Origin of the sequence: Streptomyces silvisoli (assembly GCF_029269905.1) — a bacterium.
In the GTDB taxonomy this organism is placed as follows: Bacteria; Actinomycetota; Actinomycetes; order Streptomycetales; family Streptomycetaceae; genus Streptantibioticus_A; species Streptantibioticus_A silvisoli_A.
Window position 1 is genome coordinate 444,873 of record NZ_JARJBC010000002.1, and the last position, 21,399, is coordinate 466,271.

Annotated in this window: 22 protein-coding genes; 14 read left to right on the forward strand and 8 right to left on the reverse strand. The window is 71.6% G+C overall.

The window, feature by feature from the left end; all coding sequences use genetic code 11:
* Positions 1 to 266 precede the first annotated feature (266 nt).
* Positions 267 to 845, forward strand: coding sequence for a dienelactone hydrolase family protein (locus P3G67_RS05120; RefSeq protein WP_276092358.1), 579 nt, complete (start codon positions 267 to 269; stop codon positions 843 to 845).
* 7 nt (positions 846 to 852) lie between these two features.
* Here P3G67_RS05120 and P3G67_RS05125 read toward each other — a convergent pair whose 3' ends face one another.
* Entirely contained in the window at positions 853 to 1,659 is an 807-nt protein-coding gene (locus tag P3G67_RS05125) for a thioredoxin domain-containing protein (RefSeq protein ID WP_276092359.1), read from the reverse strand.
* Between the two features lie 85 nt (positions 1,660 to 1,744).
* Positions 1,745 to 2,398: a hypothetical protein gene (locus P3G67_RS05130; protein WP_276092360.1), complete on the reverse strand. Its 654-nt coding sequence runs from the start codon at positions 2,396 to 2,398 to the stop codon at positions 1,745 to 1,747.
* A gap of 134 nt (positions 2,399 to 2,532) precedes the next feature.
* Here P3G67_RS05130 and dnaE point away from each other — a divergent pair, with 134 nt between their 5' ends.
* Positions 2,533 to 6,081 (forward strand): DNA polymerase III subunit alpha, encoded by a 3,549-nt coding sequence (gene dnaE, locus P3G67_RS05135; RefSeq protein ID WP_276092361.1) that lies wholly within the window; start codon positions 2,533 to 2,535, stop codon positions 6,079 to 6,081.
* Positions 6,082 to 6,156: 75 nt separating this feature from the next.
* On the opposite strand, the gene P3G67_RS05140 is transcribed toward dnaE, so the two are convergent.
* Positions 6,157 to 6,330 carry a hypothetical protein gene (locus P3G67_RS05140; protein ID WP_269854387.1) on the reverse strand — a complete coding sequence of 58 codons (174 nt, stop codon included), beginning with the start codon at positions 6,328 to 6,330 and terminating at the stop codon, positions 6,157 to 6,159.
* Positions 6,331 to 6,597: 267 nt separating this feature from the next.
* On the opposite strand from P3G67_RS05140, the gene P3G67_RS05145 reads away from it, so the two are divergent.
* The 4 genes from P3G67_RS05145 (at position 6,598) to P3G67_RS05160 (ending at position 10,376) form a co-directional block, all read left to right on the forward strand.
* Positions 6,598 to 7,833: an NYN domain-containing protein gene (locus tag P3G67_RS05145; RefSeq protein WP_276092362.1), complete on the forward strand. Its 1,236-nt coding sequence runs from the start codon at positions 6,598 to 6,600 to the stop codon at positions 7,831 to 7,833.
* Between the two features lie 62 nt (positions 7,834 to 7,895).
* The gene (locus P3G67_RS05150) at positions 7,896 to 8,879 is read left to right on the forward strand and encodes an ABC transporter ATP-binding protein (RefSeq protein WP_276092445.1); all 984 of its coding nucleotides are present in this window, start codon (positions 7,896 to 7,898) and stop codon (positions 8,877 to 8,879) included.
* Positions 8,880 to 8,908: 29 nt separating this feature from the next.
* Positions 8,909 to 9,688 (forward strand): ABC transporter permease, encoded by a 780-nt coding sequence (locus P3G67_RS05155; protein WP_276092446.1) that lies wholly within the window; start codon positions 8,909 to 8,911, stop codon positions 9,686 to 9,688.
* A gap of 49 nt (positions 9,689 to 9,737) precedes the next feature.
* Positions 9,738 to 10,376 (forward strand): DUF2567 domain-containing protein, encoded by a 639-nt coding sequence (locus tag P3G67_RS05160; protein WP_391858201.1) that lies wholly within the window; start codon positions 9,738 to 9,740, stop codon positions 10,374 to 10,376.
* A 10-nt stretch (positions 10,377 to 10,386) separates the two neighbouring features.
* Here P3G67_RS05160 and P3G67_RS05165 read toward each other — a convergent pair whose 3' ends face one another.
* The 5 genes from P3G67_RS05165 to P3G67_RS05185 form a co-directional block, all read right to left on the reverse strand.
* Positions 10,387 to 11,559, reverse strand: a complete 1,173-nt coding sequence (locus P3G67_RS05165; RefSeq protein WP_276092363.1) for a VIT1/CCC1 transporter family protein — start codon at positions 11,557 to 11,559, stop codon at positions 10,387 to 10,389.
* The gene (locus tag P3G67_RS05170) at positions 11,556 to 11,999 is read right to left on the reverse strand and encodes a Fur family transcriptional regulator (protein WP_276092364.1); all 444 of its coding nucleotides are present in this window, start codon (positions 11,997 to 11,999) and stop codon (positions 11,556 to 11,558) included. Before P3G67_RS05170 ends, P3G67_RS05165 begins: the two co-directional genes overlap by 4 nt.
* A 375-nt stretch (positions 12,000 to 12,374) precedes the next feature.
* Positions 12,375 to 12,830 carry a Cys-tRNA(Pro) deacylase gene (ybaK, locus tag P3G67_RS05175; protein WP_391858205.1) on the reverse strand — a complete coding sequence of 152 codons (456 nt, stop codon included), beginning with the start codon at positions 12,828 to 12,830 and terminating at the stop codon, positions 12,375 to 12,377.
* Positions 12,831 to 12,883: 53 nt separating this feature from the next.
* Positions 12,884 to 13,603, reverse strand: a complete 720-nt coding sequence (locus P3G67_RS05180; protein WP_276092365.1) for an LON peptidase substrate-binding domain-containing protein — start codon at positions 13,601 to 13,603, stop codon at positions 12,884 to 12,886.
* Between the two features lie 80 nt (positions 13,604 to 13,683).
* Complete coding sequence (locus P3G67_RS05185; protein WP_276092449.1) at positions 13,684 to 15,318, reverse strand: oxidoreductase; 1,635 nt, start codon at positions 15,316 to 15,318, stop codon at positions 13,684 to 13,686.
* A gap of 223 nt (positions 15,319 to 15,541) precedes the next feature.
* Between P3G67_RS05185 and hisD the strand changes: the two genes are divergently transcribed.
* Genes hisD through hisF form a run of 8 tightly spaced genes read left to right on the forward strand, consistent with a single transcriptional unit; the run spans position 15,542 to position 21,333 of the window.
* A complete protein-coding gene (gene hisD, locus P3G67_RS05190; RefSeq protein WP_276092366.1) occupies positions 15,542 to 16,873 on the forward strand; it encodes a histidinol dehydrogenase in 1,332 nt (443 codons plus the stop codon).
* Positions 16,870 to 17,982: a histidinol-phosphate transaminase gene (locus tag P3G67_RS05195; RefSeq protein WP_276092367.1), complete on the forward strand. Its 1,113-nt coding sequence runs from the start codon at positions 16,870 to 16,872 to the stop codon at positions 17,980 to 17,982. Before hisD ends, P3G67_RS05195 begins: the two co-directional genes overlap by 4 nt.
* Before the next feature lie 4 nt (positions 17,983 to 17,986).
* Positions 17,987 to 18,577, forward strand: a complete 591-nt coding sequence (gene hisB / locus P3G67_RS05200; protein WP_269854395.1) for an imidazoleglycerol-phosphate dehydratase HisB — start codon at positions 17,987 to 17,989, stop codon at positions 18,575 to 18,577.
* Positions 18,574 to 18,726, forward strand: a complete 153-nt coding sequence (locus P3G67_RS05205) for a hypothetical protein (protein WP_269854396.1) — start codon at positions 18,574 to 18,576, stop codon at positions 18,724 to 18,726. The genes hisB and P3G67_RS05205 overlap by 4 nt, the downstream gene beginning before the upstream one ends.
* 27 nt (positions 18,727 to 18,753) lie before the next feature.
* Positions 18,754 to 19,389, forward strand: coding sequence for an imidazole glycerol phosphate synthase subunit HisH (gene hisH / locus P3G67_RS05210; RefSeq protein ID WP_269854397.1), 636 nt, complete (start codon positions 18,754 to 18,756; stop codon positions 19,387 to 19,389).
* 8 nt (positions 19,390 to 19,397) lie between these two features.
* Positions 19,398 to 20,123 carry a bifunctional 1-(5-phosphoribosyl)-5-((5-phosphoribosylamino)methylideneamino)imidazole-4-carboxamide isomerase/phosphoribosylanthranilate isomerase PriA gene (gene priA, locus P3G67_RS05215; protein WP_276092368.1) on the forward strand — a complete coding sequence of 242 codons (726 nt, stop codon included), beginning with the start codon at positions 19,398 to 19,400 and terminating at the stop codon, positions 20,121 to 20,123.
* Positions 20,120 to 20,566 (forward strand): Rid family hydrolase, encoded by a 447-nt coding sequence (locus P3G67_RS05220; RefSeq protein ID WP_276092369.1) that lies wholly within the window; start codon positions 20,120 to 20,122, stop codon positions 20,564 to 20,566. The genes priA and P3G67_RS05220 overlap by 4 nt, the downstream gene beginning before the upstream one ends.
* The gene (gene hisF, locus P3G67_RS05225) at positions 20,563 to 21,333 is read left to right on the forward strand and encodes an imidazole glycerol phosphate synthase subunit HisF (RefSeq protein ID WP_276092370.1); all 771 of its coding nucleotides are present in this window, start codon (positions 20,563 to 20,565) and stop codon (positions 21,331 to 21,333) included. Before P3G67_RS05220 ends, hisF begins: the two co-directional genes overlap by 4 nt.
* The last annotated feature ends 66 nt before the right edge of the window (positions 21,334 to 21,399 follow it).

The following is a 21,399-nucleotide window of genomic DNA, read 5'->3' on the forward strand; positions in this document are numbered from 1 at the left end:
CCTCCACGGCGCCCCCTGGCCGGCGACCGAGCCACCCGCCATGATCTTTTTCCGCCGCGACGGTGAGCAACCCGTACCTCGCGGCCCGGCGGCACCGGGCGAACCGACCCGTGAGTCGGGCACCGCGCACGGCAGGCACCCGGCCAACGATGCGCACCGCCCGACGGGCGCTCCCGCCCACAGTCCCTCCGCCGGGCAGGCGCCTGGCACGATGGGGTGGGTGCTGGCACCCACCCCGACCGCACGACACGAGAAAGAGGGCCGCGTTGGCCGCCGCTGAGACGATCGTCCTGTTCCACTCCACGTACGGGCTGCGGCCCGCCGTCCACACGGCCGCCGACCGGCTGCGCGCCGCCGGGCACGAGGTGGTGGTCCCCGACCTGTTCGACGGCAGGACCGCCGACACCGTCACCGACGGTCTGGCGATCAAGGACGAGATCGGTCACGAGGAACTGCTCAGGCGCGCCGTCACCGCCGCCGCGCCGCACTCCCAGCGCGGCGTCGTCTACGCGGGCCTCTCGCTCGGCGGAGCCATCGCGCAGAACCTGGCGCTGGCCGACGAGAAGGCCAGGGGCTTGCTGCTGCTGCACGGGACCTCGGACATCGCGGACGACGCCGCGACCGACATCCCGGTACAGCTGCACGTCGCGGAGCCGGACCCGTTCGAGCCCGACGACTGGCTGAACGCCTGGTACCTGCGGATGCGGCGGGCCGGAGCCGATGTGGAGGTGCACTGCTACCGCGGCGCGGGCCACCTGTACACCGACCCCGACCTTCCCGACTGGGACGAGGAGGCCGCGGAGCGCACCTGGTCCACGGCCCTGTCCTTCCTCGCCGAGCTGTAGCCGTCCGCTACTTCTTGGGGCCGAGCGCCTTGTCGAAGGCCGCCGCCAACTGGGCCGGGGTGATGACCCCGGTCTGCGGGAAGTTGCTACCGGCCACCGGCAGGTCCTTGCCGTCGAGCTTGGCGGTCGGGGTGGCCTGCACGCCGCTGCTGTTGAACGAGTCGGACATCTTCTGCGCCCACGCGTCGTACGTGCCGTCCTTGACCGCCTTCTGGAAGGCGGCGTTGCCCTTCAGCTCCGGTACCTGGTCGGAGATCTTGAACAGGTAGCTGTTGTCGCTGAACTTGTCCTGCGTCTCGTCAGGGTGGTTGGCCTGGGAGTACAGCGCGGTGTGGAACTTGATGAACGCGTCCGGGCTCACGTTCAGCGCGGCGCCCAGGGCGCTGAGCGCGTGCATGGAGCCGCTGCCGCCGTCGTTCTTGTCGATGAAGGTGCCGAAGGTGTACTGGATCTTGTACCGGCTGTCCTGCGCCCCCTGGATTACGTCCTTGCCGTCCGCCTGCTCGAACATCGCGCAGACCGGGCAGCGCGGGTCCTCGTACAGACTCAGGGTGTGCGCGGCGTTCTTGTTGCCGTAGACCACTGTGGTGCCGTTCGGCCCCGAGGTGTTGGCAGGCAGCACCAGCGGCTTGCTGGAGCCGCCGGACTGCGACACGGCCACGGCGACACCGCCCGCTATCGCCAGGGCGGCGACGATCGCGCCGCCCGCGATGAGCTGGCGGCGCAGCTTGTCCCGCTTCGCCTGCCGCTCACGCTCGGCCTTCAGCCGCTCACGTGCCGACGCCTTGTTCTCCCAGGAGTTCTTGCTGCTCATGATTGGTCCGCTTCTCCGTCACGGTGGTGGATGTACGTGGATGCGCGTAGGTACGCGGTCCGGTGTGGCGGCTCGACGGCAGGCGTCAGGCCGCGACCGGGCACGGCGGACCACGCCGTACGACGGAGTGCAGCAGTAGCGGGGAGGTTGGCGCGGCCGAGCGCGCCTCGGGCCGCCGCGCCCGCGGCCGGTCCGGCACCGCGGCGTACGCGCACAGCACCGCGGCGGCGCGGGCCAGCGGGCGGAACGCGAACGAGGCGGTGGCGCGCAGCAGTTGGCGCAGCGCCACCTCGCCGCGGCGCAGCCACCAGGAGGCGAGCAGCCCCACGGTGACGTGGGCGGCCAGCAGCAGCCAGGGCACCGCCGGGTCGGCGACCGGTACGGCACCGGCCAGCGGGGTGCCCACCCGGCCGCCGTCGCAGATCACATCGGCTCCGAAGGACCGCAGCGCTCCGGTGACCGGGCCGCCGTTCGGTCCGTAGCAGGTGTGCTGGCCGGTGGTGAACACCGTGTCGGCGGCCAGTTCCAGCGGCACCAGCAGCGTGGCGATCGGCCAGAAGCCGCGCTCCCGTCCGGCGAGCGCGTAGGCCAGCGCGAACATGCCCAGGAAGGCGAACGCCACCGTGGCCAACGGCAGCGGCTGGCGGGAGAGCAGTACGTGCGAGGTGGTGGAGAGGGTGACGCACAGCGCGGCGAACAGCGCCGCGCGTGCCGCCCTGAAGGGCGCGGTTCTCTCCATGAAGGCAGAGTGTGCCATGGACTCCGTATGCGGCGCCTAAAGGTCCCGCAACGATCTGGACGGGCCCGGGCTGTCACTGCCGCGGACTAGACTTTCCACCTCGCCGAAAGCTCCCACCGGAGGTGTCCCGCACCGTGGCCAAGACCTTCACGCACCTGCATGTGCACACGCAGTACTCGCTGCTGGACGGTGCGGCGCGACTGAAGGACATGTTCAAGGCGTGTCAGGAGATGGGCATGACGCACATCGCCATGACCGACCACGGCAACCTGCACGGTGCGTACGACTTCTACCAGCAGGCGACGGGCGCCGGGATCACCCCGATCATCGGTATCGAGGCGTATGTGGCGCCCGAGTCGCGGCGCAACAAGCGCAAGATCCAGTGGGGCCAGCCGCACCAGAAGCGCGATGACGTCTCCGGTTCCGGTGGTTACACCCACAAGACGATCTGGGCGGCCAACAAGACCGGTCTGCACAACCTGTTCCGGCTCTCCTCGGACGCGTACGCCGAGGGCTGGCTGCAGAAGTGGCCGCGGATGGACAAGGAGACCATCGCGCAGTGGTCTGAGGGGCTGATCGCGTCCACCGGCTGCCCGTCCGGCGAGGTGCAGACCCGGCTGCGGCTCGGGCAGTTCGACGAGGCGCTCAAGGCCGCCGCTGAATACCAGGAGATCTTCGGCAAGGAGCGGTACTTCCTGGAGTTGATGGACCACGGCATCGAGATCGAGCGCCGGGTCCGCGACGGGCTGCTGGAGATCGGCAAGAAGCTCGGCATCCGTCCGATCGTCACCAACGACTCGCACTACACGTACGCGCACGAGGCCGACGCGCACGACGCGCTGCTGTGCATCCAGACCGGCAAGAACCTCACCGACCCCGACCGCTTCAAGTTCGACGGCACCGGCTACTACCTGAAGACGGCCGACGAGATGTACGCCATCGACTCCTCCGACGCCTGGCAGGAGGGCTGCGCCAACACCCTGCTGGTCGCCGAGCAGGTGGACACGACCGGCTGGTTCGAGAAGCGCGACCTGATGCCGCGGTTCGATGTGCCCGAGGGGTACACCGAGGTGACCTGGTTCCGCGAGGAGGTCAAGCGGGGCATGGCGCGCCGCTACCCCGGCGGTGTTCCCGAGGACCGGCAGAAGCAGGCCGAGTACGAGATGGACATCATCATCCAGATGGGGTTCCCGGGGTACTTCCTGGTCGTCGCCGACTTCATCATGTGGGCCAAGAACAACGGCATCGCGGTGGGCCCCGGCCGTGGTTCCGCGGCCGGTTCGATCGTGGCGTACGCGATGGGCATCACCGACCTCGACCCGATCGACCACGGTCTGATCTTCGAGCGGTTCCTCAACCCCGAGCGCGTCTCCATGCCCGATGTCGACATCGACTTCGACGAACGTCGGCGCGCCGAGGTGATCCGCTACGTCACCGAGAAGTACGGCGCGGACAAGGTGGCGATGATCGGCACCTACGGCACCATCAAGGCGAAGAACGCCATCAAGGACTCCGCGCGGGTGCTGGGCTACCCGTACGCGATGGGCGACCGGATCACCAAGGCGATGCCCGCCGACGTGCTCGGCAAGGGCATCCCGCTGTCCGGCATCCTCGACCCGCAGCACCCGCGCTACGGCGAGGCGGGCGAGGTCCGGGGAATGTACGAGAACGAGCCGGACGTGAAGAAGGTGATCGACACCGCCCGCGGCGTCGAGGGCCTGGTCCGGCAGATGGGCGTGCACGCCGCGGGCGTGATCATGTCCAGTGAGACCATCACCGAGCACATCCCGGTCTGGGTCAGGCACACCGACGGCGTCACCATCACACAGTGGGACTACCCCACCTGCGAGTCGCTCGGCCTGCTGAAGATGGACTTCCTCGGCCTGCGCAACCTGACGATCATGGATGACGCGGTCAAGCTCATCAAGGCCAACAAGGGCATCGACATCGAGTTGCTCTCACTGCCGCTCGATGACCCGAAGACCTACGAACTGCTGTGCCGCGGTGACACGTTGGGCGTCTTCCAGTTCGACGGTGGGCCGATGCGCTCCCTGCTGCGCATGATGAAGCCCGACAACTTCGAGGACATCTCCGCGGTCTCGGCCCTGTACCGGCCGGGCCCGATGGGCATGAACTCGCACATCAACTACGCGCTGCGCAAGAACAAGCAGCAGGAGATCACGCCGATCCACCCGGAGCTCGAGGAACCCCTCAGGGAGGTCCTCGACATCACCTACGGCCTGATCGTGTACCAGGAGCAGGTGCAGAAGGCCGCCCAGGTGCTCGCCGGTTACTCGCTCGGCCAGGCCGACCTGCTGCGCCGCGCGATGGGCAAGAAGAAGCAGGAGGTCCTGGACAAGGAGTTCGTGCCCTTCCAGGCGGGCATGCGCGAACGCGGCTTCTCCGACGAGGCGATCCAGGCGGTGTGGGACGTACTGGTCCCGTTCGCCGGATACGCGTTCAACAAGGCGCACTCCTCCGCGTACGGGCTGGTCACCTACTGGACCGCGTATCTGAAGGCCAACTACCCGGCCGAGTACATGTCCGCGCTGCTCACGTCGGTGCGCGACGACAAGGACAAGTCGGCGGTCTACCTCAACGAGTGCCGCCGCATGGGCATCAAGGTGCTCCCGCCGAACGTCAATGAGTCAGACGCGAACTTCACCGCCCAGGGTGATGACACGATTCTGTTCGGCCTCACCGCGGTGCGCAACGTGGGCCAGAACGTGGTGGATTCGATCATCCGCTGCCGCAAGGCCAAGGGGAAGTACACCACTTTCCCCGACTTCCTGGACAAGGTCGAGGCGGTGGTGTGCAACAAGCGGACCGTCGAATCGCTGATCAAGGCGGGCGCGTTCGACGAGATGGGGCACACCCGGCGCGGCCTGACCGAGCACTACGAAGCGATGATCGACAACGTGGTGCAGGTCAAACGCAAGGAGGCCGAGGGCCAGTTCGACCTCTTCGGCGGCATGGGCGACGACGACAAGGACGAGCCCGGTTTCGGGCTCGACGTCACCTTCTCCGACATCGAGTGGGACAAGGCGTATCTGCTCGCCCAGGAGCGCGAGATGCTCGGCCTGTACGTATCGGACCACCCGCTGTTCGGCATCGAGCACGTCCTCAACGACAAGACCGACGCCGCCATCGCCCAGCTGACCGGCGGTGACTACGCCGACGGCGCGATCGTCACCATCGGCGGCATCATCTCCGGCCTGCAACGGAAGATGACCAAGCAGGGCAACGCCTGGGCGATCGCCACCGTCGAGGACCTGGCCGGTTCCATCGACTGCATGTTCTTCCCGGCCACCTACCAGCTGGTGTCCACCCAACTGGTCGAGGACGCGGTGGTCTTCGTCAAGGGCCGCCTCGACAAGCGCGAGGACGTGCCCCGGCTGGTGGCGATGGAGCTCCAGGTCCCCGACCTGTCGGAGGCCTCCGCCAACGCCCCGGTGACCATCTCCATCCCCACCGTCAAGGTCACCCCGCCCCTCGTCGCCCGCCTCGGCGAGGTGCTGGACAGCCACCGGGGCAACACCGAGGTGCGAGTGCGGCTCCAAGGCGCCCGCAAGACCACCGTGCTGCGCCTGGACCGGCACCGGGTCGCCCCCGACCCGGCCCTGTTCGGTGACCTCAAGGCGCTGCTCGGCCCGGCCTGCCTGGGCGCCTCACAAGCCGGCTGACGCTCTCGGAAAGAGGGGCGCACCCCGTGCGGGTGCGCCCCTCAACGCGTTTGCGGCACCGGCCGGTTGACCGGCTCAGTTGTGCCCGAAGCGCTTCTGCCGCCCCTTGCGCGCCATCGACATGGCCGTCAGGTCATCCCGGTGCGCTTCCAGGGAGACGTTCTTCGCGTCCTCCGCGCTGCGCTCGGCCGCGCTGCGGCTGCTCTCCGGCTGTCGGGCCGGCTTCTTGGTGTCCTTGTTCTTGGCCACGATCGTGCCTCCTGTGAGGATCCCGGACGACGGCCCGAGATGCGCGGGCGGCCCCGAGACGGCCCCCGGGACGACTTCCCGGTGCGAACACAGACTTGCACGGGGGAACGGAAGTCGCATTTCGGGCGTTTGTCGGAGGGAAGGAAGGCCTCAATCCGGTATCCGCCACGCCGATGATCGAGTTCCGGCTCATATCCCAGGCGAGGTCGGGCAGACTCAAGGCAACCTCGTGCCGGGGGCGACCTGATGTGGAAAAGAGGGTGGAACGTGGACCGCTGCGTCGTCCTCGTGGACGCCGGCTATCTGCTCGGCGCCGCCGCGAGCCTGCTGGCCGGGGAACCCTCTCGGTCCCGGATCACCGTGGACCACGCCGCCGTCGTGCAGGGCCTGCGAGAACGTGCGGAACGCGAGACGGGCCAGCCCCTGCTGCGGATCTACTGGTTCGACGGCGCTCCCGACCGGGTGCCCCAACCCGAGCACCGGCGGCTGCGCGTGATGCCCCGGGTCACCGTACGGCTCGGCGCGCTGACCCGCACCGACGGGCGCTGGGCGCAGAAGGGCGTGGACGCCGCGATGCACGCCGAGCTGTCCGAGCTGGCCCGCAACCGTGCCTGCTCCGACGTGGTCCTGGTGACCGGGGACGGCGATCTGCTGCCCGGGATGATGTCCGCGAAGGAGCACGGCGTCGCCGTGCACCTGTGGGCCGTACAGGCGGCCGACGGGGACTACAACCAGTCGGAGGACCTGGTCGCCGAGGCCGATGAGCGCCGGGTGCTGGACCGCGAGTGGATCACCCAGGCGGTCCAGGCCCGCGACACCGGCGCGGTGTGCCCGCCGCCCGGGGCGCGCCCGGAGATCGCCGCGATCCTGTCCGCGCCGCTGCCCGAGTCCGCAATGCCCGGCCCCGCCGCCAAACCACCCCGCCCCACGCAGCAGCCCGAACCGGCCAAGAACGGCCACGCCCCGGCGACCACGGAGCCCGGCGCAGCGAAGACCGGCGTGCCCACCCCGAAGGACCTCGCCGGGCTCGGCGGTGGCCGGGGCCCGGCGGGCGGCCACCCCACTCCGCAGCCGCCCGCCGCCGCCACCCTGCGCTGGTCGTCGGAGAAGGGCTGGATCGAACGCGGCCCCGGCAGCGAGGCCGCCGACCCCGGGCTGCCCACCCTCGCCCAGCTCACCAGCGCCGAACAGCGCTGGGCCGACCGGGAAGAGGACATCACCGCGGTCAGCGGCGACCCGTTCGAGGTCGGCCAGGTCTTCGCCCGCCGCTGGATCGACCGTCTGGGCGACCCCTCGGGGCTCCAGACGCTCTCCGCCGAGTACCCCCGGGTACCGCACCGCATCGACGGCGAACTGCTGCGTTACGCGGCCCGCTTCGGCCTGCTGGCGCACAAGGACGACCAGATCGACGAGCATGACCGCTACGCCATCCGGGCGGGCTTCTGGCGCGAGGTCGACAGTCGATCCGCCGGGCCGCGCAGCGACCCCGCGCCATCCGCCTGACCGCCACCCAGAACGCCCCGGTACTCTCTGTGCCCGTGAGTACGGGCACCAAATCGGCGGTGATGTGGACCGTCCGCGGGCTGGTCAAGAGCTACCCCGCCGGACGGACGCCATGGCGCCGCCGGTCCGCCGGCGCGCCCGCGGCGGCGGTACGTGCCAACGACGGCATCGACCTCGACATCCGGCGCGGCGAGATCTTCGGGCTGCTCGGACCCAACGGCGCGGGCAAGTCCACCCTGGTCCGCCAGCTCACCGGGCTGCTGCGACCGGACGCGGGCCACATCACCCTGCTCGGCCACGACCTGGTGGCCCACCCCGAGCGCGCCGCCCGGCTGATCGGCTACCTCGGCCAGGAGTCCACCGCCCTCGACGAGCTGACCGTCGCCCTGGCCGCCGAGACCACCGGCCGACTGCGCGGCCTCGACCTTCGTGCCGCACGCGCCGAGCGGGACGCCGTACTCGAGGAACTCGGCCTGACCGACATCGCCCAGCGCCCGCTGAAGCGGCTGTCCGGCGGGCAGCGGCGGCTGGCCTGCTTCGCCGCCGCGCTGGTGGGGGAGCGCCCGGTGCTGGTCCTGGACGAGCCCACGACCGGGATGGACCCGGTGGCGCGGCGCGCCGTGTGGGCCGCCGTGGACCGCCGCCGCGCCGAACGCGGGACCACCGTGCTGCTGGTCACCCACAACGTCATCGAGGCCGAGACCGTGCTGGACCGGGTCGCCGTCATCGACCGCGGCCGGGTCATCGCCTGCGACACCCCGGCCGGGCTGAAGGCGATGGTCGACGGGGACGTACGACTCGACCTGGTGTGGCGGGACCAGCCGCCGCTGGACCTGCCCGAGATCGCCGCGCTGCGCGAGCGCGCGGAGGCCGCCGGGCGGCGCTGGACGCTGCGGCTGCCCCAGGACCGGGCGCGGGCCGTGGTCGCCTCGGTCACCGCGGGACCGGCGTTCGCCGCGCTCGACGACTTCACGCTCGCCACGCCGAGCCTGGAGGACGTGTACCTGGCGCTCGGCGGAAGCCAGAAAGGACTGGTCAAGGCGTGACCACCGTGTCCGCTCCGAGGGTGCCGACGATGCGCGGCGCCGTGGAAGACGCCGCCGGGCTCGCGCCGCGCGCCCGGCTGTGGCCCGCGCTGTGCGCGGTGTACCGGGCCCAGCTGTCCCGGGCGAGGGTCGCCCGGATCCCGCTGCTGTTCGTGGCGACGTTCCAGTCCATCGGCATCATGATCCTGATGCGCGGGGTGGTGTCCACCGGCTCCGACGCGGCTCGCGCGGTGGTCTCCGGCTCCAGCGTGCTGGTGGTGGCGTTCGTCGCGCTCAATCTGCTGGCCCAGTACTTCGGGCAGCTACGCGCGTCCGGCGGACTGGACCACTACGCCACGCTGCCGGTGCCCGCGGCCTCCGTGGTGCTGGGCGCGGCGGCGGCGTACGCGTCGTTCACCCTGCCCGGGACGGTGGTGACCGCGGCCGTCGGCTGTGTGCTGTTCCATCTGCCGCTCGGCGGGCTGTGGGTGCTCGGCGCGGTGGTGCCGCTCGCGGGCGCCGCGCTGTCCGGGCTGGGGGCGACGCTGGGGCTGCTCGCTCCGCGCCAGGAACTCGCCACGCTGTTCGGCCAGTTGGGCATGTCCGCCGCCCTGCTGCTCGGGGTGCTTCCGGCCGGGCACCTGCCCGGGCCGGTGGGCCTGGCCAGGGACGCGCTGCCGTCCACGTACGGGGTGGAGGCCTTCGCCCGGACCTTCGGCGGGTCGCCGGACTGGGCCGCCGTGCTCGGTGATCTGTCGGTGTGCGCCGCGGTGGGCGTGGTGTCGCTGGCGGTGGCCACCTGGGCGTACCGCAGGGCGGCCTACCGCTGACCGCCGGGGCGTTCCGCGGTCGCACAGCCGGACCTGGCACGATAGGCGGGTGACCGCACCGTTGAGCCCGCACGACCAGCAGCCCCCGAACCCGCCCATCCCGGACGCGGACGGCGGCGGCGCGGACGAACAGCCCCGGCTGGGCCGGGAGCTGCGGGACGCGGCGATCGCCGCGGTGGCGGTCGCGGTGTGCGGGGTGGTCCTCGGACTGCTGTGGGAGCAACTGGCGCCGCAGGTGCCGCTGATCTCGGACGGCTCGGCCGTCTACCTGAAGAACTCCGAGGGCGAGCAGGCGGTCGGCGCCGACGGCTGGTTCGCGCTGATGGGCCTGGGCTTCGGCGTGCTCACCGCGGCGGCGGTCTTCTGGTGGCGGCGCGCCGGGGGCATCGCGGTGGTCATCGGGCTCGCCGTGGGCGCGGTGCTCGGCTCGCTGATCGCCTGGCGGCTGGGCGTGGCGCTCGGCCCGACGCAGAACGTGGTGGCGCACGCCAAGGCGGTCGGCCCCAACAAGGTCTTCTACGCCCCGCTGGAGCTGCGCGCCAAGGGCGCCCTGCTCGCCTGGCCGGTGGCCGCGATGGCCACCCTCCTCGCCCTCACCTCCGCCTTCGGCCCGCGCGACCCCCAGCCGCCGCAGCACTGGGACGGCTGGTCCGCGCCCAAGCCGCCTGGCGACACCCCGGACCAGTGACCGGTCAGGATCAGACCGACCCGGTGCCGATGGCGTGCCCGATGCCGAAGACGGCCGCCGCCGCGCCCGCGCCCACCAGCAGCTGACGGGCGCCCGAGCGCACCGCGGCGCGCCCGTTGAGCAGGCCGAGCACCGCGCCGACGGTGAACAGCGCGCCGACGGCCAGCACGACCGCGGCGACCAGCGCGGCCGGACCGGAGCCGAACAGATAGGGGAGCACGACCACCAGGGCGCCCAGGGCGAAGGCGACGAGGCTGGAGAGTGCCGCTGACAACGGTGAGCCCAGCTCGTCCGGGTCGAGCCCGAGTTCCTCGCGGGCCATCGTGTTCAGGGCCGCCTCGTCGTCCTTCATGATCGTGGTCGCGACGCGCTCGGCCTCTTCCGCGTCCAGGCCCTTGGCCCGGTAGATCAGGGCGAGTTCCTCGGCCTCGGCCTCGGGGTCGTCGCGCAACTCGTCGGCCTCCAGCGCGATCTCCCGTTCGTACGCCTCGCGCTGGCTGCGCATCGAGACGTACTCACCGGCGGCCATCGAGAACGCCCCGGCCAGCAGCCCGGCGACACCGGCGAACAGGATGGTAGAGCCCGCGGCGCCGGATCCGGCGAAGCCCATGACCAGCGCGGTGTTGGACACCAGGCCGTCGTTGACGCCGAACACCGCCGCGCGCAGCGCCCCGGAGCGGTCGCTGCGGTGCCACCGCTCCCGCCGGACGATTTGCCGGCCGCCCTCGGCGCCGGCCGCCGAGCCCTGCTCGCGCAACCAGGTCAGCACCCGGGCGTGCGAACGCTCGTCGACGGCCATGCCCGGCGCGGCGTCCGGGTCGTTCGCGTACAGGCCCGCGTCGGCGTGCTCGGCACGTTCCACCATCGGCAGCACCGCGTCCACCGAGAAGCGGCGGGCCAGCCAGGACAGCAGCCTGGTGCGCGGCCCTGCGCGGCCGGGGGCGGGGACGTGTTCGCCGAGGGCGCTGAGCTTGTCCGCCCAGTGCCTGGCGTGCCGCTCCTCGACCGCGGAGAGCTCCAGGAATATCCGCTGCCGTTCACCAGTGGCACCGGCGGCCAGTCCCCGGTAGAGGGCGGCGCTGCGGCGCTCGGACTCCAGGGCGGCCCGGTACCGTGCGGCCGCCCGCCGGTCGGTGCGCGTGGGAGGTTCGGCGACGTGCGGGTCAGGGGTCTCGGCGTTCATGGCGTGGTTCTCCCGCCAGGGGTCGTACCGGTGGTTCGGAGGCAGTCGTGGCAGATGCCGCGGAAGATGACCTGCGCCTCGTCGACGCGGCCCACGTCCTGGCCGGCGGTCAGGCAGGGCTTCGCGCCGACCAGGCAGGAGACGTCGCTGACCCGTCCGCAGCGCCGGCAGACGAAGTGGTGGTGCCAGGTCTCGGCGAACTCGTAGATGGCCGCGCCCGGCCCGACGTCGGCGCGCAGCACCACGCCGAGTTCGGACAGCGTCACCAGGGCGTTGTACACGCTGGTCCTGGGCAGCGGCGTGCCGTGCTCGACGAGGTGTGCGTGCACCTCGTCGGCGGTGTGGTGGCCGCCCATCGCCCGCAGCGCCTCGGTGACCGCCAGCCGGGGCCGCGTGGCCCGTAGCCCGGCCGCCCGCAGCCGTTCGGTGACGTCCGTCATCCGCGCTCTCCCCACCTGAGTTATTTGGACAATATCCAAGTTACACCCAGGCGAAAAAAGGCGGCGAGGAGCGGGAACTCCTCGCCGCGATGGCGGTCGACCCCGACGACGTAGCCCCGCGGTCCTCAGCGAACCGCGACTACGAAGGGGTCATGCGGGCCGATGGCCGTGGTTGGCGTGGCGCTTCTTGAGTCGCCACTTCCGCTTACGGGTGCGCTTGGACATGGCACTCGCTCCCTCCGCGCGGCCGAGCGACCGCACTGTGCCCAGCGTGCGCCCATCGGGCGGGCCTGTCGAGACGACGGCCAGGCCCGCGCTCAGGCCCGCGCTCAGGCCGCGCTCAGGCCCGCGCTCAGGCCGCGCTCAGGCCCGCGCTCAGGCGCGGCCGATGGAAGCCGTCGAGGCGCCGGCGACCCGCACCAGGTCCTCCGGAGCCAGCTCCACCTCAAGCCCGCGGCGGCCCGCCGAGACGAAGACCGTGGGATGCCCGAGCGCCGAGGCGTCGACGACCGTGGCCAGCCGTTTGCGCTGGCCCAGCGGCGAGATCCCGCCGCGCACGTACCCCGTGGTGCGCTCGGCGGCGGCCGGATCGGCCATCGCCGAACGCTTGCCGCCCACCGCCGCGGCCAGCGCCTTGAGGTCCAGCGATCCCGCGACCGGTACGACCGCCACCGTGAGCGCCCCGTCCACCTCGGCGACCAGTGTCTTGAAGACCCGCTCCGGCGTGACGCCCAACGCCCGCCAGGCCTCCTCGCCGTACGACGCGGCGGCCGGATCGTGTTCGTAGGAGTGCACGGTGAACGGCACTCCCGCCGCGGCCAGCGCGACCATCGCCGGAGTCCCCCCGGATTTCGCCTTCTTGGCCAACTCGCCCAGACCTCAGCTCAGTTGCGGTTCGTCGGCTGCCGGGTCAGTTCAACCGCGGGCAGTGAGGGGAGCCTACCGATCACCGCCGTCTCCCTGCGCAGCAGTTTCAGCTCCTCCGCCAGCCGGGTCGCGGCGTCCGGAGCCTCCAACAGCTCCTGCTTGACCGGGACTTCGGCCACCGTGGCAGCGGCCACCAGATAAGACAGCACCGACGGCTGACCGGGCAGTTCCTGCGCCGTGGACAGCGTCCGCTCCTGTGCCCCCGCGAGTTGCTTCTGGTACGTACGGAACGCCCGCTCCACCTCCGCGGTGAGCGGCCCCGCCCCCTCGCCCGGCAGTTCGGGCAGCTCCTCGATCTCGCCGACCAGATAAGGGCCCGTGGCGTCCACCGACCGCAGCCGGAACCGGGCGGTGCCGGTGGCGACCATCTCGTACCCGCCGCCCTCCTTCTCCCGCAGCGAGGCCGCGTCCGCTATGCACCCGACCTGGTACAGCGCCTTGCCCAGGTCGGACCCGAAGCCCGCCGCCGCACCGCCGTCCGGCGCGCCGGGACCGCTCGGCGCGACCTCGTAGCCGTCCCTGATCGCCACCACGCCGAAGTGCCGAGGGGCGTCCTCGGACAGCGCCAGCAGATCGCGGGCGAGGGCGCGGTACCGCTCCTCGAAGATGTGGAGCGGCAGCACGAGGCCCGGAAAGAGCACCGAGCCGAGTGGGAACAGCGGAAGTCGTGCGGTCACAACAGGTAAGCCTAAGCGCAGGCCCTGTGCGTCAATACCGGTTTCGTACAGACGCGGTGCCGAGGGCACGCGCCGGATCGTCAGCCGCGGCGCAGCAGCCGTGACGCGCCGGTGACCACGGTCGAGGCCAGGACCCAGCCGACCATGGTCATCGCGGCCGCCACCCACTGCGCGGCCCCGCCCAGCCGCCAGGCATGGCTCTGCCCCAGATCGACGACCGGCAGTAACAGGTCGAGCGCGAACAGCGCCGGGTTCCAGTGCGGCCAGGCGCGATCGTCCACCGGCTCCGGCGGGTGACCCAGCCCGAAGTACAGCGTGCCCGCCGCCCACAGCACCGCCATCCACAGCGCCGCCCGCCCCGGCCGGTACCCGTAGCCGACCGTGACGTCCTGCAGCCAGCCCCACATCATGCCGGCCAGCGGCAGCGTCTCCCGGCGTCTGCGCTGCTTGGCCAGCAGCACCTCGCGGGCCTGCGAGTCCTCGCCGCCGTGCCGCAGCACCTGGGCCAGGGTCTCGTACGGCTCAGGGTTGTACTCCGGCGTCGCGTCGGCCAGCCAGGCGATCCGCTGGTCCAACGGCACCGGACTGGGCGAGGACAGCGACTCGTAGCTGAACCCGGCCAGGTCGATGCCGCCCCGGCCGGGCCAACTCGACGGCCGGTCAGTGAGGTTGCCGACCCGGGCGCCGGCCAGCGAGACCCGCCCGGACGGCGGTTCGTCCAGGACGAGGCGGAGTTCGGGGGTCTGGACGCGGCGCAGCGACAACTGCTGCGTGCCGGTGAGCCGGAAGTGCGCCTTGTCCGCGATCACCGCGTTGCCGAACCGCCCGTCGTCCAGCCGGATCCCGCCCTCGGAGGTGAACCGCTGGGTGTGCACGCCCGCGGGCGGGGTGCCGCCGCCCAGGTAGCCGCTGAACCACCCGGAGCTGAGGTAGAGGGTGTGCTCCACGGTGATCCGCGCGGCGTTCAGCGCGTAGCGGCCGTACGGGTTGTGCAGCGCGCTGCCGCGCAGGCTGAGCCGACCGCCGATGCGGGCGCTGCGCAGGCTGATCTCACCGGTCGACTCCAGCAGTTCGGCCTCCACGTCCTGGGCGACGGTCAGCCCGTCCGCCGCGATGGAGTGGCCGCTGCGGCTCTGGCCCACCGTGAGCTGGTTGAGCACCAGATCGGTGCCGATGTGCGCGTCGGTCAGCCGGATCCCGCCCGGCACCGTGCACTGCGGCAGATGCAGATCGCCCTCGCTGTTCAGGCGGGCCGCCTCGATCCGCGGCACCTCGCAGCGCACCATCCGTACGGTGGTGAAATGGCAGGCGGGGAACAGCAGTTGGTGGTCGAAGTGGCACTCCCGCAGCTCCACATAGGGCTGGACATGGCCGCCCGACAGGTTGAGCAGCCCGGTGACCAGCGCCCCGGTCAGCTTCAGCGCCGCGACCCGCCCGGGCTCACTGGGCGGCCCGTCGAGCAGCAGCAGCGCCACGACCTCCGCCCGCACGGTACGGCCGGGATCCGCGTCACCGTCCGCCGGCCGCGCGCCGCGCGCTTCCGGCTCACCGCCGCCCGCCCGGGGCCGCGGCAGCGCGCCGGCGGCGCCGTCGGACGGCTCCGCTGCGGTGTCCGGCTCGCCGCGCTCCGCCGGGCCGAGCCTGAGGTCGCAGGTCTCGCCCCGGCGGTAGGCGTCCCACATGCGGCGTTCCGCGGTGGTCAGGTCTACGGGCATGGCGGGCTGGCTCACGGTGTGGTCCCTTCCCGTCGGCGGCGGGTGACCACCCGGCGGCGATCGCCCGGTCGCACGCTATAGCGCGGCGCACGTCGCGCCACCTCCCGATGGCTGAATCCAGCCACCGAACCGCCCTGGACATGACAGCCTCACGGGGACGCGCCGTGTCTCACGAAGTGGAGGCCGACCACGGCTGGCAATGGCGCTCTCTACACTTGACACCGTGATCTCCCGAATTGATCTGCGCGGCGCCGCCTTCTCCGAGGCCACTGTGAGTGGCGGAATCGACCGTGACCTGCTTCCCCGTGCCGAACTCGACGTGGAGGCCGCCCTGGAGAAGGTGCGGCCGATCTGCGACGACGTGAAGCATCGCGGCACCGCTGCGCTGATCGAGTACGCGGAGCGGTTCGACGGCGTCAGGATCGACCAGGTACGGGTCCCCGAGGAGGCGCTGCGGCGCGCCCTGAAGGAACTGGATCCGGCCGTCCGCGCCGCGCTGGAGGAGTCCATCCGGCGCGCGCGCCTGGTGCACGGCGAGCAGCGCCGTACCGACCACACCACCCAGGTCGTGCCCGGCGGCACGGTCACCGAGCGGTGGGTCCCGGTGGAGCGGGTCGGGCTGTACGTGCCCGGCGGGCGGGCCGTCTATCCGTCCTCCGTGGTGATGAACGTGGTGCCCGCCCAGGAGGCGGGCGTCGCTTCGCTGGCCGTCGCCTCGCCGCCGCAGGCGGACTTCGGCGGGCTGCCGCACCCCACCATCCTCGCGGCCTGCGCACTGCTCGGCGTGGACGAGGTGTACGCGGCCGGCGGCGCGCAGGCGGTCGCCATGTTCGCGTACGGCACCGACGAGTGCCGCCCGGTGAACCTGGTCACCGGCCCCGGCAACATCTGGGTCGCCGCGGCCAAGCGGCTGCTCAAGGGCCGCATCGGCATCGACGCCGAGGCCGGGCCCACCGAGATCGCCATCCTCGCCGACCACACCGCCGACCCGGCGCACGTCGCCGCCGACCTGATCAGCCAGGCCGAGCACGACACCCTGGCCGCCGCCGTACTGGTCACCACCTCCACAGACCTCGCCGACGCGGTCGACAAGGAACTGGACCGCCAGGTCGCCGCCACCAAGCACACCGAGCGGATCACCGAGGCGCTGTCCGGCAGGCAGTCGGCGACCGTCCTGGTCGACACCCTCGAACAGGGACTGGCGGTGGTGGACGCGTACGCCGCCGAGCACCTGGAGATCCAGACGGAGGACGCCGCCGACGTCGCCGCCCGGGTGCGCAACGCGGGCGCGGTCTTCGTCGGCGCGTACGCCCCGGTCTCGCTGGGCGACTACTGCGCGGGCTCCAACCACGTACTGCCCACCGGCGGCTGCGCCTGCCACTCCTCGGGCCTGTCGGTGCAGTCCTTCCTGCGCGGCATCCACGTCGTGGACTACACGCGGGACGCCCTCGCCGAGGTGGCCCACCACGTGGTGACGCTGGCCCAGGCCGAGGACCTGCCCGCGCACGGCGCGGCCCTGAAGGCGAGGTTCGGATGGAAGGTGCCCGGCCAGTGACCCGTATCGACGACCTCCCGATCCGGGACGAACTACGCGGCAAGACCCCGTACGGCGCCCCCCAACTCGACGTACCGGTACGCCTGAACACCAACGAGAACCCGTACCCGCTGCCCGAGCCGCTGGTCGAGCGGATCGCCGAGCGGGTCCGCGAGGCGGCCCGCGAGCTCAACCGCTACCCGGACCGGGACGCGGTGGAGCTGCGCACCCAGCTGGCCGCTTACCTGACCAGGACCACCGGCCACCGGATCGGGCTGGCCGGGGTCTGGGCGGCGAACGGCTCCAACGAGGTCATCCAGCAACTGCTGCAGACCTTCGGCGGTCCCGGCCGCACCGCCATCGGCTTCGAGCCGTCGTACTCGATGCACGCGCTGATCTCGCGCAGCACCGGTACCGGCTGGATCTCCGGGGCGCGCCGGGCGGACTTCACCATCGACGTCGAGGGGGCGAAGGCCCAGATCGCCGCGCTCCGCCCCGACGTGGTCTTCGTCTGCTCGCCGAACAACCCCACCGGCACCGCGGTGGAAGCCGACACCGTGCTGGCGCTGTACGAGGCGGCGCAGGCCGCCAAGGCCGGGACCGCCGGTGCGATCGTGGTGGTGGACGAGGCGTACGGCGAGTTCTCGCACCGCCCCTCGCTGCTGCCGCTGATCGAGGGCCGACCGAATCTCGTGGTGTCCCGCACCATGTCCAAGGCGTTCGGCGCCGCCGGACTGCGCCTGGGCTACCTGGCCGCCGACCCGGCCGTGGTCGACGCGGTCCAGCTGGTGCGGCTGCCGTACCACCTGTCGGCGGTCACCCAGGCCACCGCGCTCGCCGCCCTGGAGCACACGGATACTCTGCTGGGGTACGTCGAGCAGCTGAAGGCCGAGCGCGACCGACTGGTCACCGAGCTACGGGCGATCGGCTGCGAGGTGACGGAGTCGGACGCGAACTTCGTGCAGTTCGGCCGGTTCGAGGACGCCCACGCCGCCTGGCAGGGTTTGCTGGACCGCGGCGTACTGGTCCGTGACAACGGGGTACCGGGTTGGCTACGCGTCACCGCGGGCACCCCGGCCGAGAACGACGCGTTCCTCGACGCGGTGCGCGAGCTGAAGAAGGAGAACTGAGCACATGACCCGCGTGGGCCGCGTGGAACGCACCACCAAGGAGACATCGGTGCTGGTCGAGATCAATCTCGACGGCACCGGCCAGGTCGATGTGTCGACGGGCGTCGGCTTCTTCGACCACATGCTTGACCAACTGGGCCGCCACGGCCTGTTCGACCTCACCGTCAAGACCGACGGCGACCTGCACATCGACACCCACCACACCATCGAGGACACCTCGCTGGCGCTCGGTGCCGCGTTCAAGCAGGCGCTCGGTGACAAGCGCGGCATCGTCCGGTTCGCCAACGCCTCGGTCCCGCTGGACGAGTCGCTGGCCCAGGTGACCGTCGACCTGTCCGGGCGCCCGTTCCTGGTGCACAGCGAGCCGGACGGCATGGCGCCCATGATCGGCACCTACGACACCACCATGACCCGGCACATACTGGAGTCGTTCGTCGCCCAGGCGCAGATCGCCCTGCACGTCCACGTCCCCTACGGGCGCAACGCGCACCACATCGTGGAATGCCAGTTCAAGGCCCTCGCCCGCGCCCTGCGGTACGCCGCGGAGATCGACCCGCGGCAGACGGGGATCCCCTCCACGAAGGGCGCGCTGTGAACAAGGGCGCGATGCTGTTCATCCTGTTGGGGCTGTTCCTCGCCGGAGGCGTTTACTCCTTCTGGAAGCAGAAGATGCCCAAGAGCGTGGTCGTACTGCTCGGAATCGGCTCGGTGATGTCGCTCGCGGCCGGGCTGCTGCGGCTCTAGCGCCGCGCACGTGGAAAGGGACAAGCGATGAGCAAGCGCGTGGTCGTCTTCGACTACGGCTTCGGAAACGTCCGTTCCGCCGAGCGGGCGCTGGCCCGGGTCGGCGCCGACGTGGAGATCACCGCCGACTACGACGCCGCGATGGCCGCCGACGGGCTGCTGGTGCCCGGCGTCGGCGCGTTCGCCGCCTGCATGGCCGGGCTGAAGGCGGCCCGCGGCGACTGGATCATCGGTCGGCGACTGGCGGGCGGGCGGCCGATCATGGGCATCTGCGTCGGCATGCAGATCCTCTTCGCCCGCGGCGTCGAGCACGGCGTGGAGACCGCGGGCTGCGACGAGTGGCCTGGCACCGTCGAGCCGCTGCGCGCGCCGGTCGTACCGCACATGGGCTGGAACACCGTCGACGCGCCGGAGGACTCCAAGCTGTTCGCCGGGCTCGACAAGGACGAGCACTACTACTTCGTGCACTCCTACGGGGTGCGCGAGTGGGAACTGGAAGTCACCAACGACGCCATCCGCGCCCCCAAGGTCACCTGGGCCACGCACGGCGAGCCGTTCGTCGCCGCGGTCGAGAACGGGCCGCTGTGGGCCACCCAGTTCCATCCCGAGAAGTCCGGCGACGCCGGCGCCCAGCTGCTGACCAACTGGATCGAGACCCTGTGAGCCGCCCGATGTCCAAGCTCGAACTCCTGCCCGCCGTCGACGTGCGCGACGGCCAGGCCGTCCGCCTGGTGCACGGTGAGTCCGGTTCCGAGACCTCCTACGGCGACCCGCTGGCCGCCGCCCTGGCCTGGCAGCAGGCGGGCGCCGAGTGGCTGCACCTGGTCGACCTGGACGCGGCGTTCGGCACCGGCGACAACCGCGACCAGATCGCCGAGGTGGTGCGCTCCATGGACATCAAGGTGGAACTGTCCGGCGGCATCCGCGACGACGCCTCGCTGGCCGCCGCGCTGGCCACCGGCTGCACCCGGGTCAACCTCGGCACCGCCGCCCTGGAGAGCCCGCAGTGGGTGGCCAAGGCCATCGCCGAGCACGGCGACCGGATCGCGGTCGGCCTGGACGTACGCGGCACCACGCTGCGCGGCCGCGGCTGGACCCGGGACGGCGGCGACCTGTACGAGACGCTGGCCCGCCTCGACTCCGAGGGGTGCGCCCGCTACGTCGTCACCGACATCGCCAAGGACGGCACGCTCCAGGGCCCCAACCTGGAACTGCTGCGCAACGTCTGCGCCGCGACCGACGCTCCCGTGGTGGCGTCCGGCGGTGTTTCCTCGCTCGATGACCTGCGCGCCATCGCCGCCCTCGTCCCCGAGGGTGTGGAAGGCGCCATCGTGGGCAAAGCCCTCTACGCCAAGGCATTCACCCTTGAGGAAGCGTTGGAGGCGGTGTCGCGATGACCGGAACCCCCGCTGTGCGGCGAGTGCAGAGCGATAGTCCGTGGGAGGAGACCATGGGCTTCGCCCGAGCCGTCGCGGTCGGCGACCGGGTGCTGGTGTCAGGCACGATGCCGCTCGTCAAGGGGGTTCTCCAGGGCGAAGGCGATCCGTATCTGCAGGCCAAGGCGGCGTTCGCGAACGCGTTCGCGGCACTGGAGCCGTTGGGCCTCGGGGCCGCGGACGTGGTCCGCACCCGCATGTACATCACCCACGCCCGCGATGTGGACGCGGCGGGCCGCGCGCACAAGGAGCTGTTCGACGACATCCGCCCGGCCACCAGCCTGCTGGTGGTCTCCGGCTTCGTCGACTCGCGGGTGCTGGTCGAGGTGGAAGTCGAAGCAGTGCGTCCGGTGGCCCGCCCTGACGGGCGCCACGCTGAGGAACCGAGTGGAGATACGCCGTGAGCCTGGCCGTCCGGGTCATTCCCTGCCTCGACGTGGCCGACGGTCGCGTCGTCAAGGGGGTCAACTTCCAGAACCTGCGGGACGCCGGCGACCCCGTCGAGATGGCGAAGGTGTACGACGCGGAAGGCGCGGACGAACTCACCTTCCTCGACATCACCGCCTCCTCCGGCAACCGGGAGACCACCTACGAGGTGGTGCGCCGCACCGCGGAGCAGGTCTTCATCCCGCTGACCGTCGGCGGCGGGGTGCGCACCGCCGAGGACGTCAACAAGCTGCTGCGGTCCGGCGCGGACAAGGTCGGCGTCAACACCGCGGCGATCGCCCGGCCGGAGCTGATCCGGGAGATCGCGGAGCGGTTCGGCAGCCAGGTCCTGGTGCTGTCGGTGGACGCCCGCCGCTGCCCCGAGGGCACCGTCACGCCCTCCGGATACGAGGTCACCACGCACGGCGGCCGCCGCGGCACCGGCATCGACGCCGTCGAATGGGCGCACCGCGCGGTCGAGTTGGGCGCCGGGGAGATCCTGCTGAACTCGATGGACGCGGACGGCACGAAGGACGGCTACGACACCGAGATGATCGAGGCGGTGCGCAAGCACGTCACCGTCCCGGTCATCGCCAGCGGCGGCGCCGGCAAGCTGGGCGACTTCCCACCCGCCATCGAGGCGGGCGCGGACGCGGTACTGGCCGCCTCCGTGTTCCACTTCGGCGACCTGCGGATCAGCGAGGTCAAGCGGACGCTGCGGGAAGCGGGGCATCCGGTCCGCTAGCCCCGGGCCGGGGCGCGGCGTGGCCCGGGGCCGCCGGTTCGCGTCGTCGCGGCGGCCTCCGCGTGG

What these genes read in the sequence shown, in the direction of transcription:
- P3G67_RS05125 (WP_276092359.1), bottom strand. Translation starts at nt 1,659, where the DNA reads ATGAGCAGCAAGAACTCCTGGGAGAACAAGGCGTCGGCACGTGAGCGG.
- P3G67_RS05130 (WP_276092360.1), bottom strand. Translation starts at nt 2,398, where the DNA reads ATGGAGAGAACCGCGCCCTTCAGGGCGGCACGCGCGGCGCTGTTCGCC.
- P3G67_RS05150 (WP_276092445.1), top strand. Translation starts at nt 7,896, where the DNA reads ATGTGGACCGTCCGCGGGCTGGTCAAGAGCTACCCCGCCGGACGGACG.
- P3G67_RS05155 (WP_276092446.1), top strand. Translation starts at nt 8,909, where the DNA reads ATGCGCGGCGCCGTGGAAGACGCCGCCGGGCTCGCGCCGCGCGCCCGG.
- P3G67_RS05165 (WP_276092363.1), bottom strand. Translation starts at nt 11,559, where the DNA reads ATGAACGCCGAGACCCCTGACCCGCACGTCGCCGAACCTCCCACGCGC.
- P3G67_RS05170 (WP_276092364.1), bottom strand. Translation starts at nt 11,999, where the DNA reads ATGACGGACGTCACCGAACGGCTGCGGGCGGCCGGGCTACGGGCCACG.
- ybaK (WP_391858205.1), bottom strand. Translation starts at nt 12,830, where the DNA reads ATGGTCGCGCTGGCCGCGGCGGGAGTGCCGTTCACCGTGCACTCCTAC.
- P3G67_RS05185 (WP_276092449.1), bottom strand. Translation starts at nt 15,318, where the DNA reads ATGCCCGTAGACCTGACCACCGCGGAACGCCGCATGTGGGACGCCTAC.
- hisB (WP_269854395.1), top strand. Translation starts at nt 17,987, where the DNA reads ATGACCCGCGTGGGCCGCGTGGAACGCACCACCAAGGAGACATCGGTG.
- hisH (WP_269854397.1), top strand. Translation starts at nt 18,754, where the DNA reads ATGAGCAAGCGCGTGGTCGTCTTCGACTACGGCTTCGGAAACGTCCGT.
- priA (WP_276092368.1), top strand. Translation starts at nt 19,398, where the DNA reads ATGTCCAAGCTCGAACTCCTGCCCGCCGTCGACGTGCGCGACGGCCAG.
- P3G67_RS05220 (WP_276092369.1), top strand. Translation starts at nt 20,120, where the DNA reads ATGACCGGAACCCCCGCTGTGCGGCGAGTGCAGAGCGATAGTCCGTGG.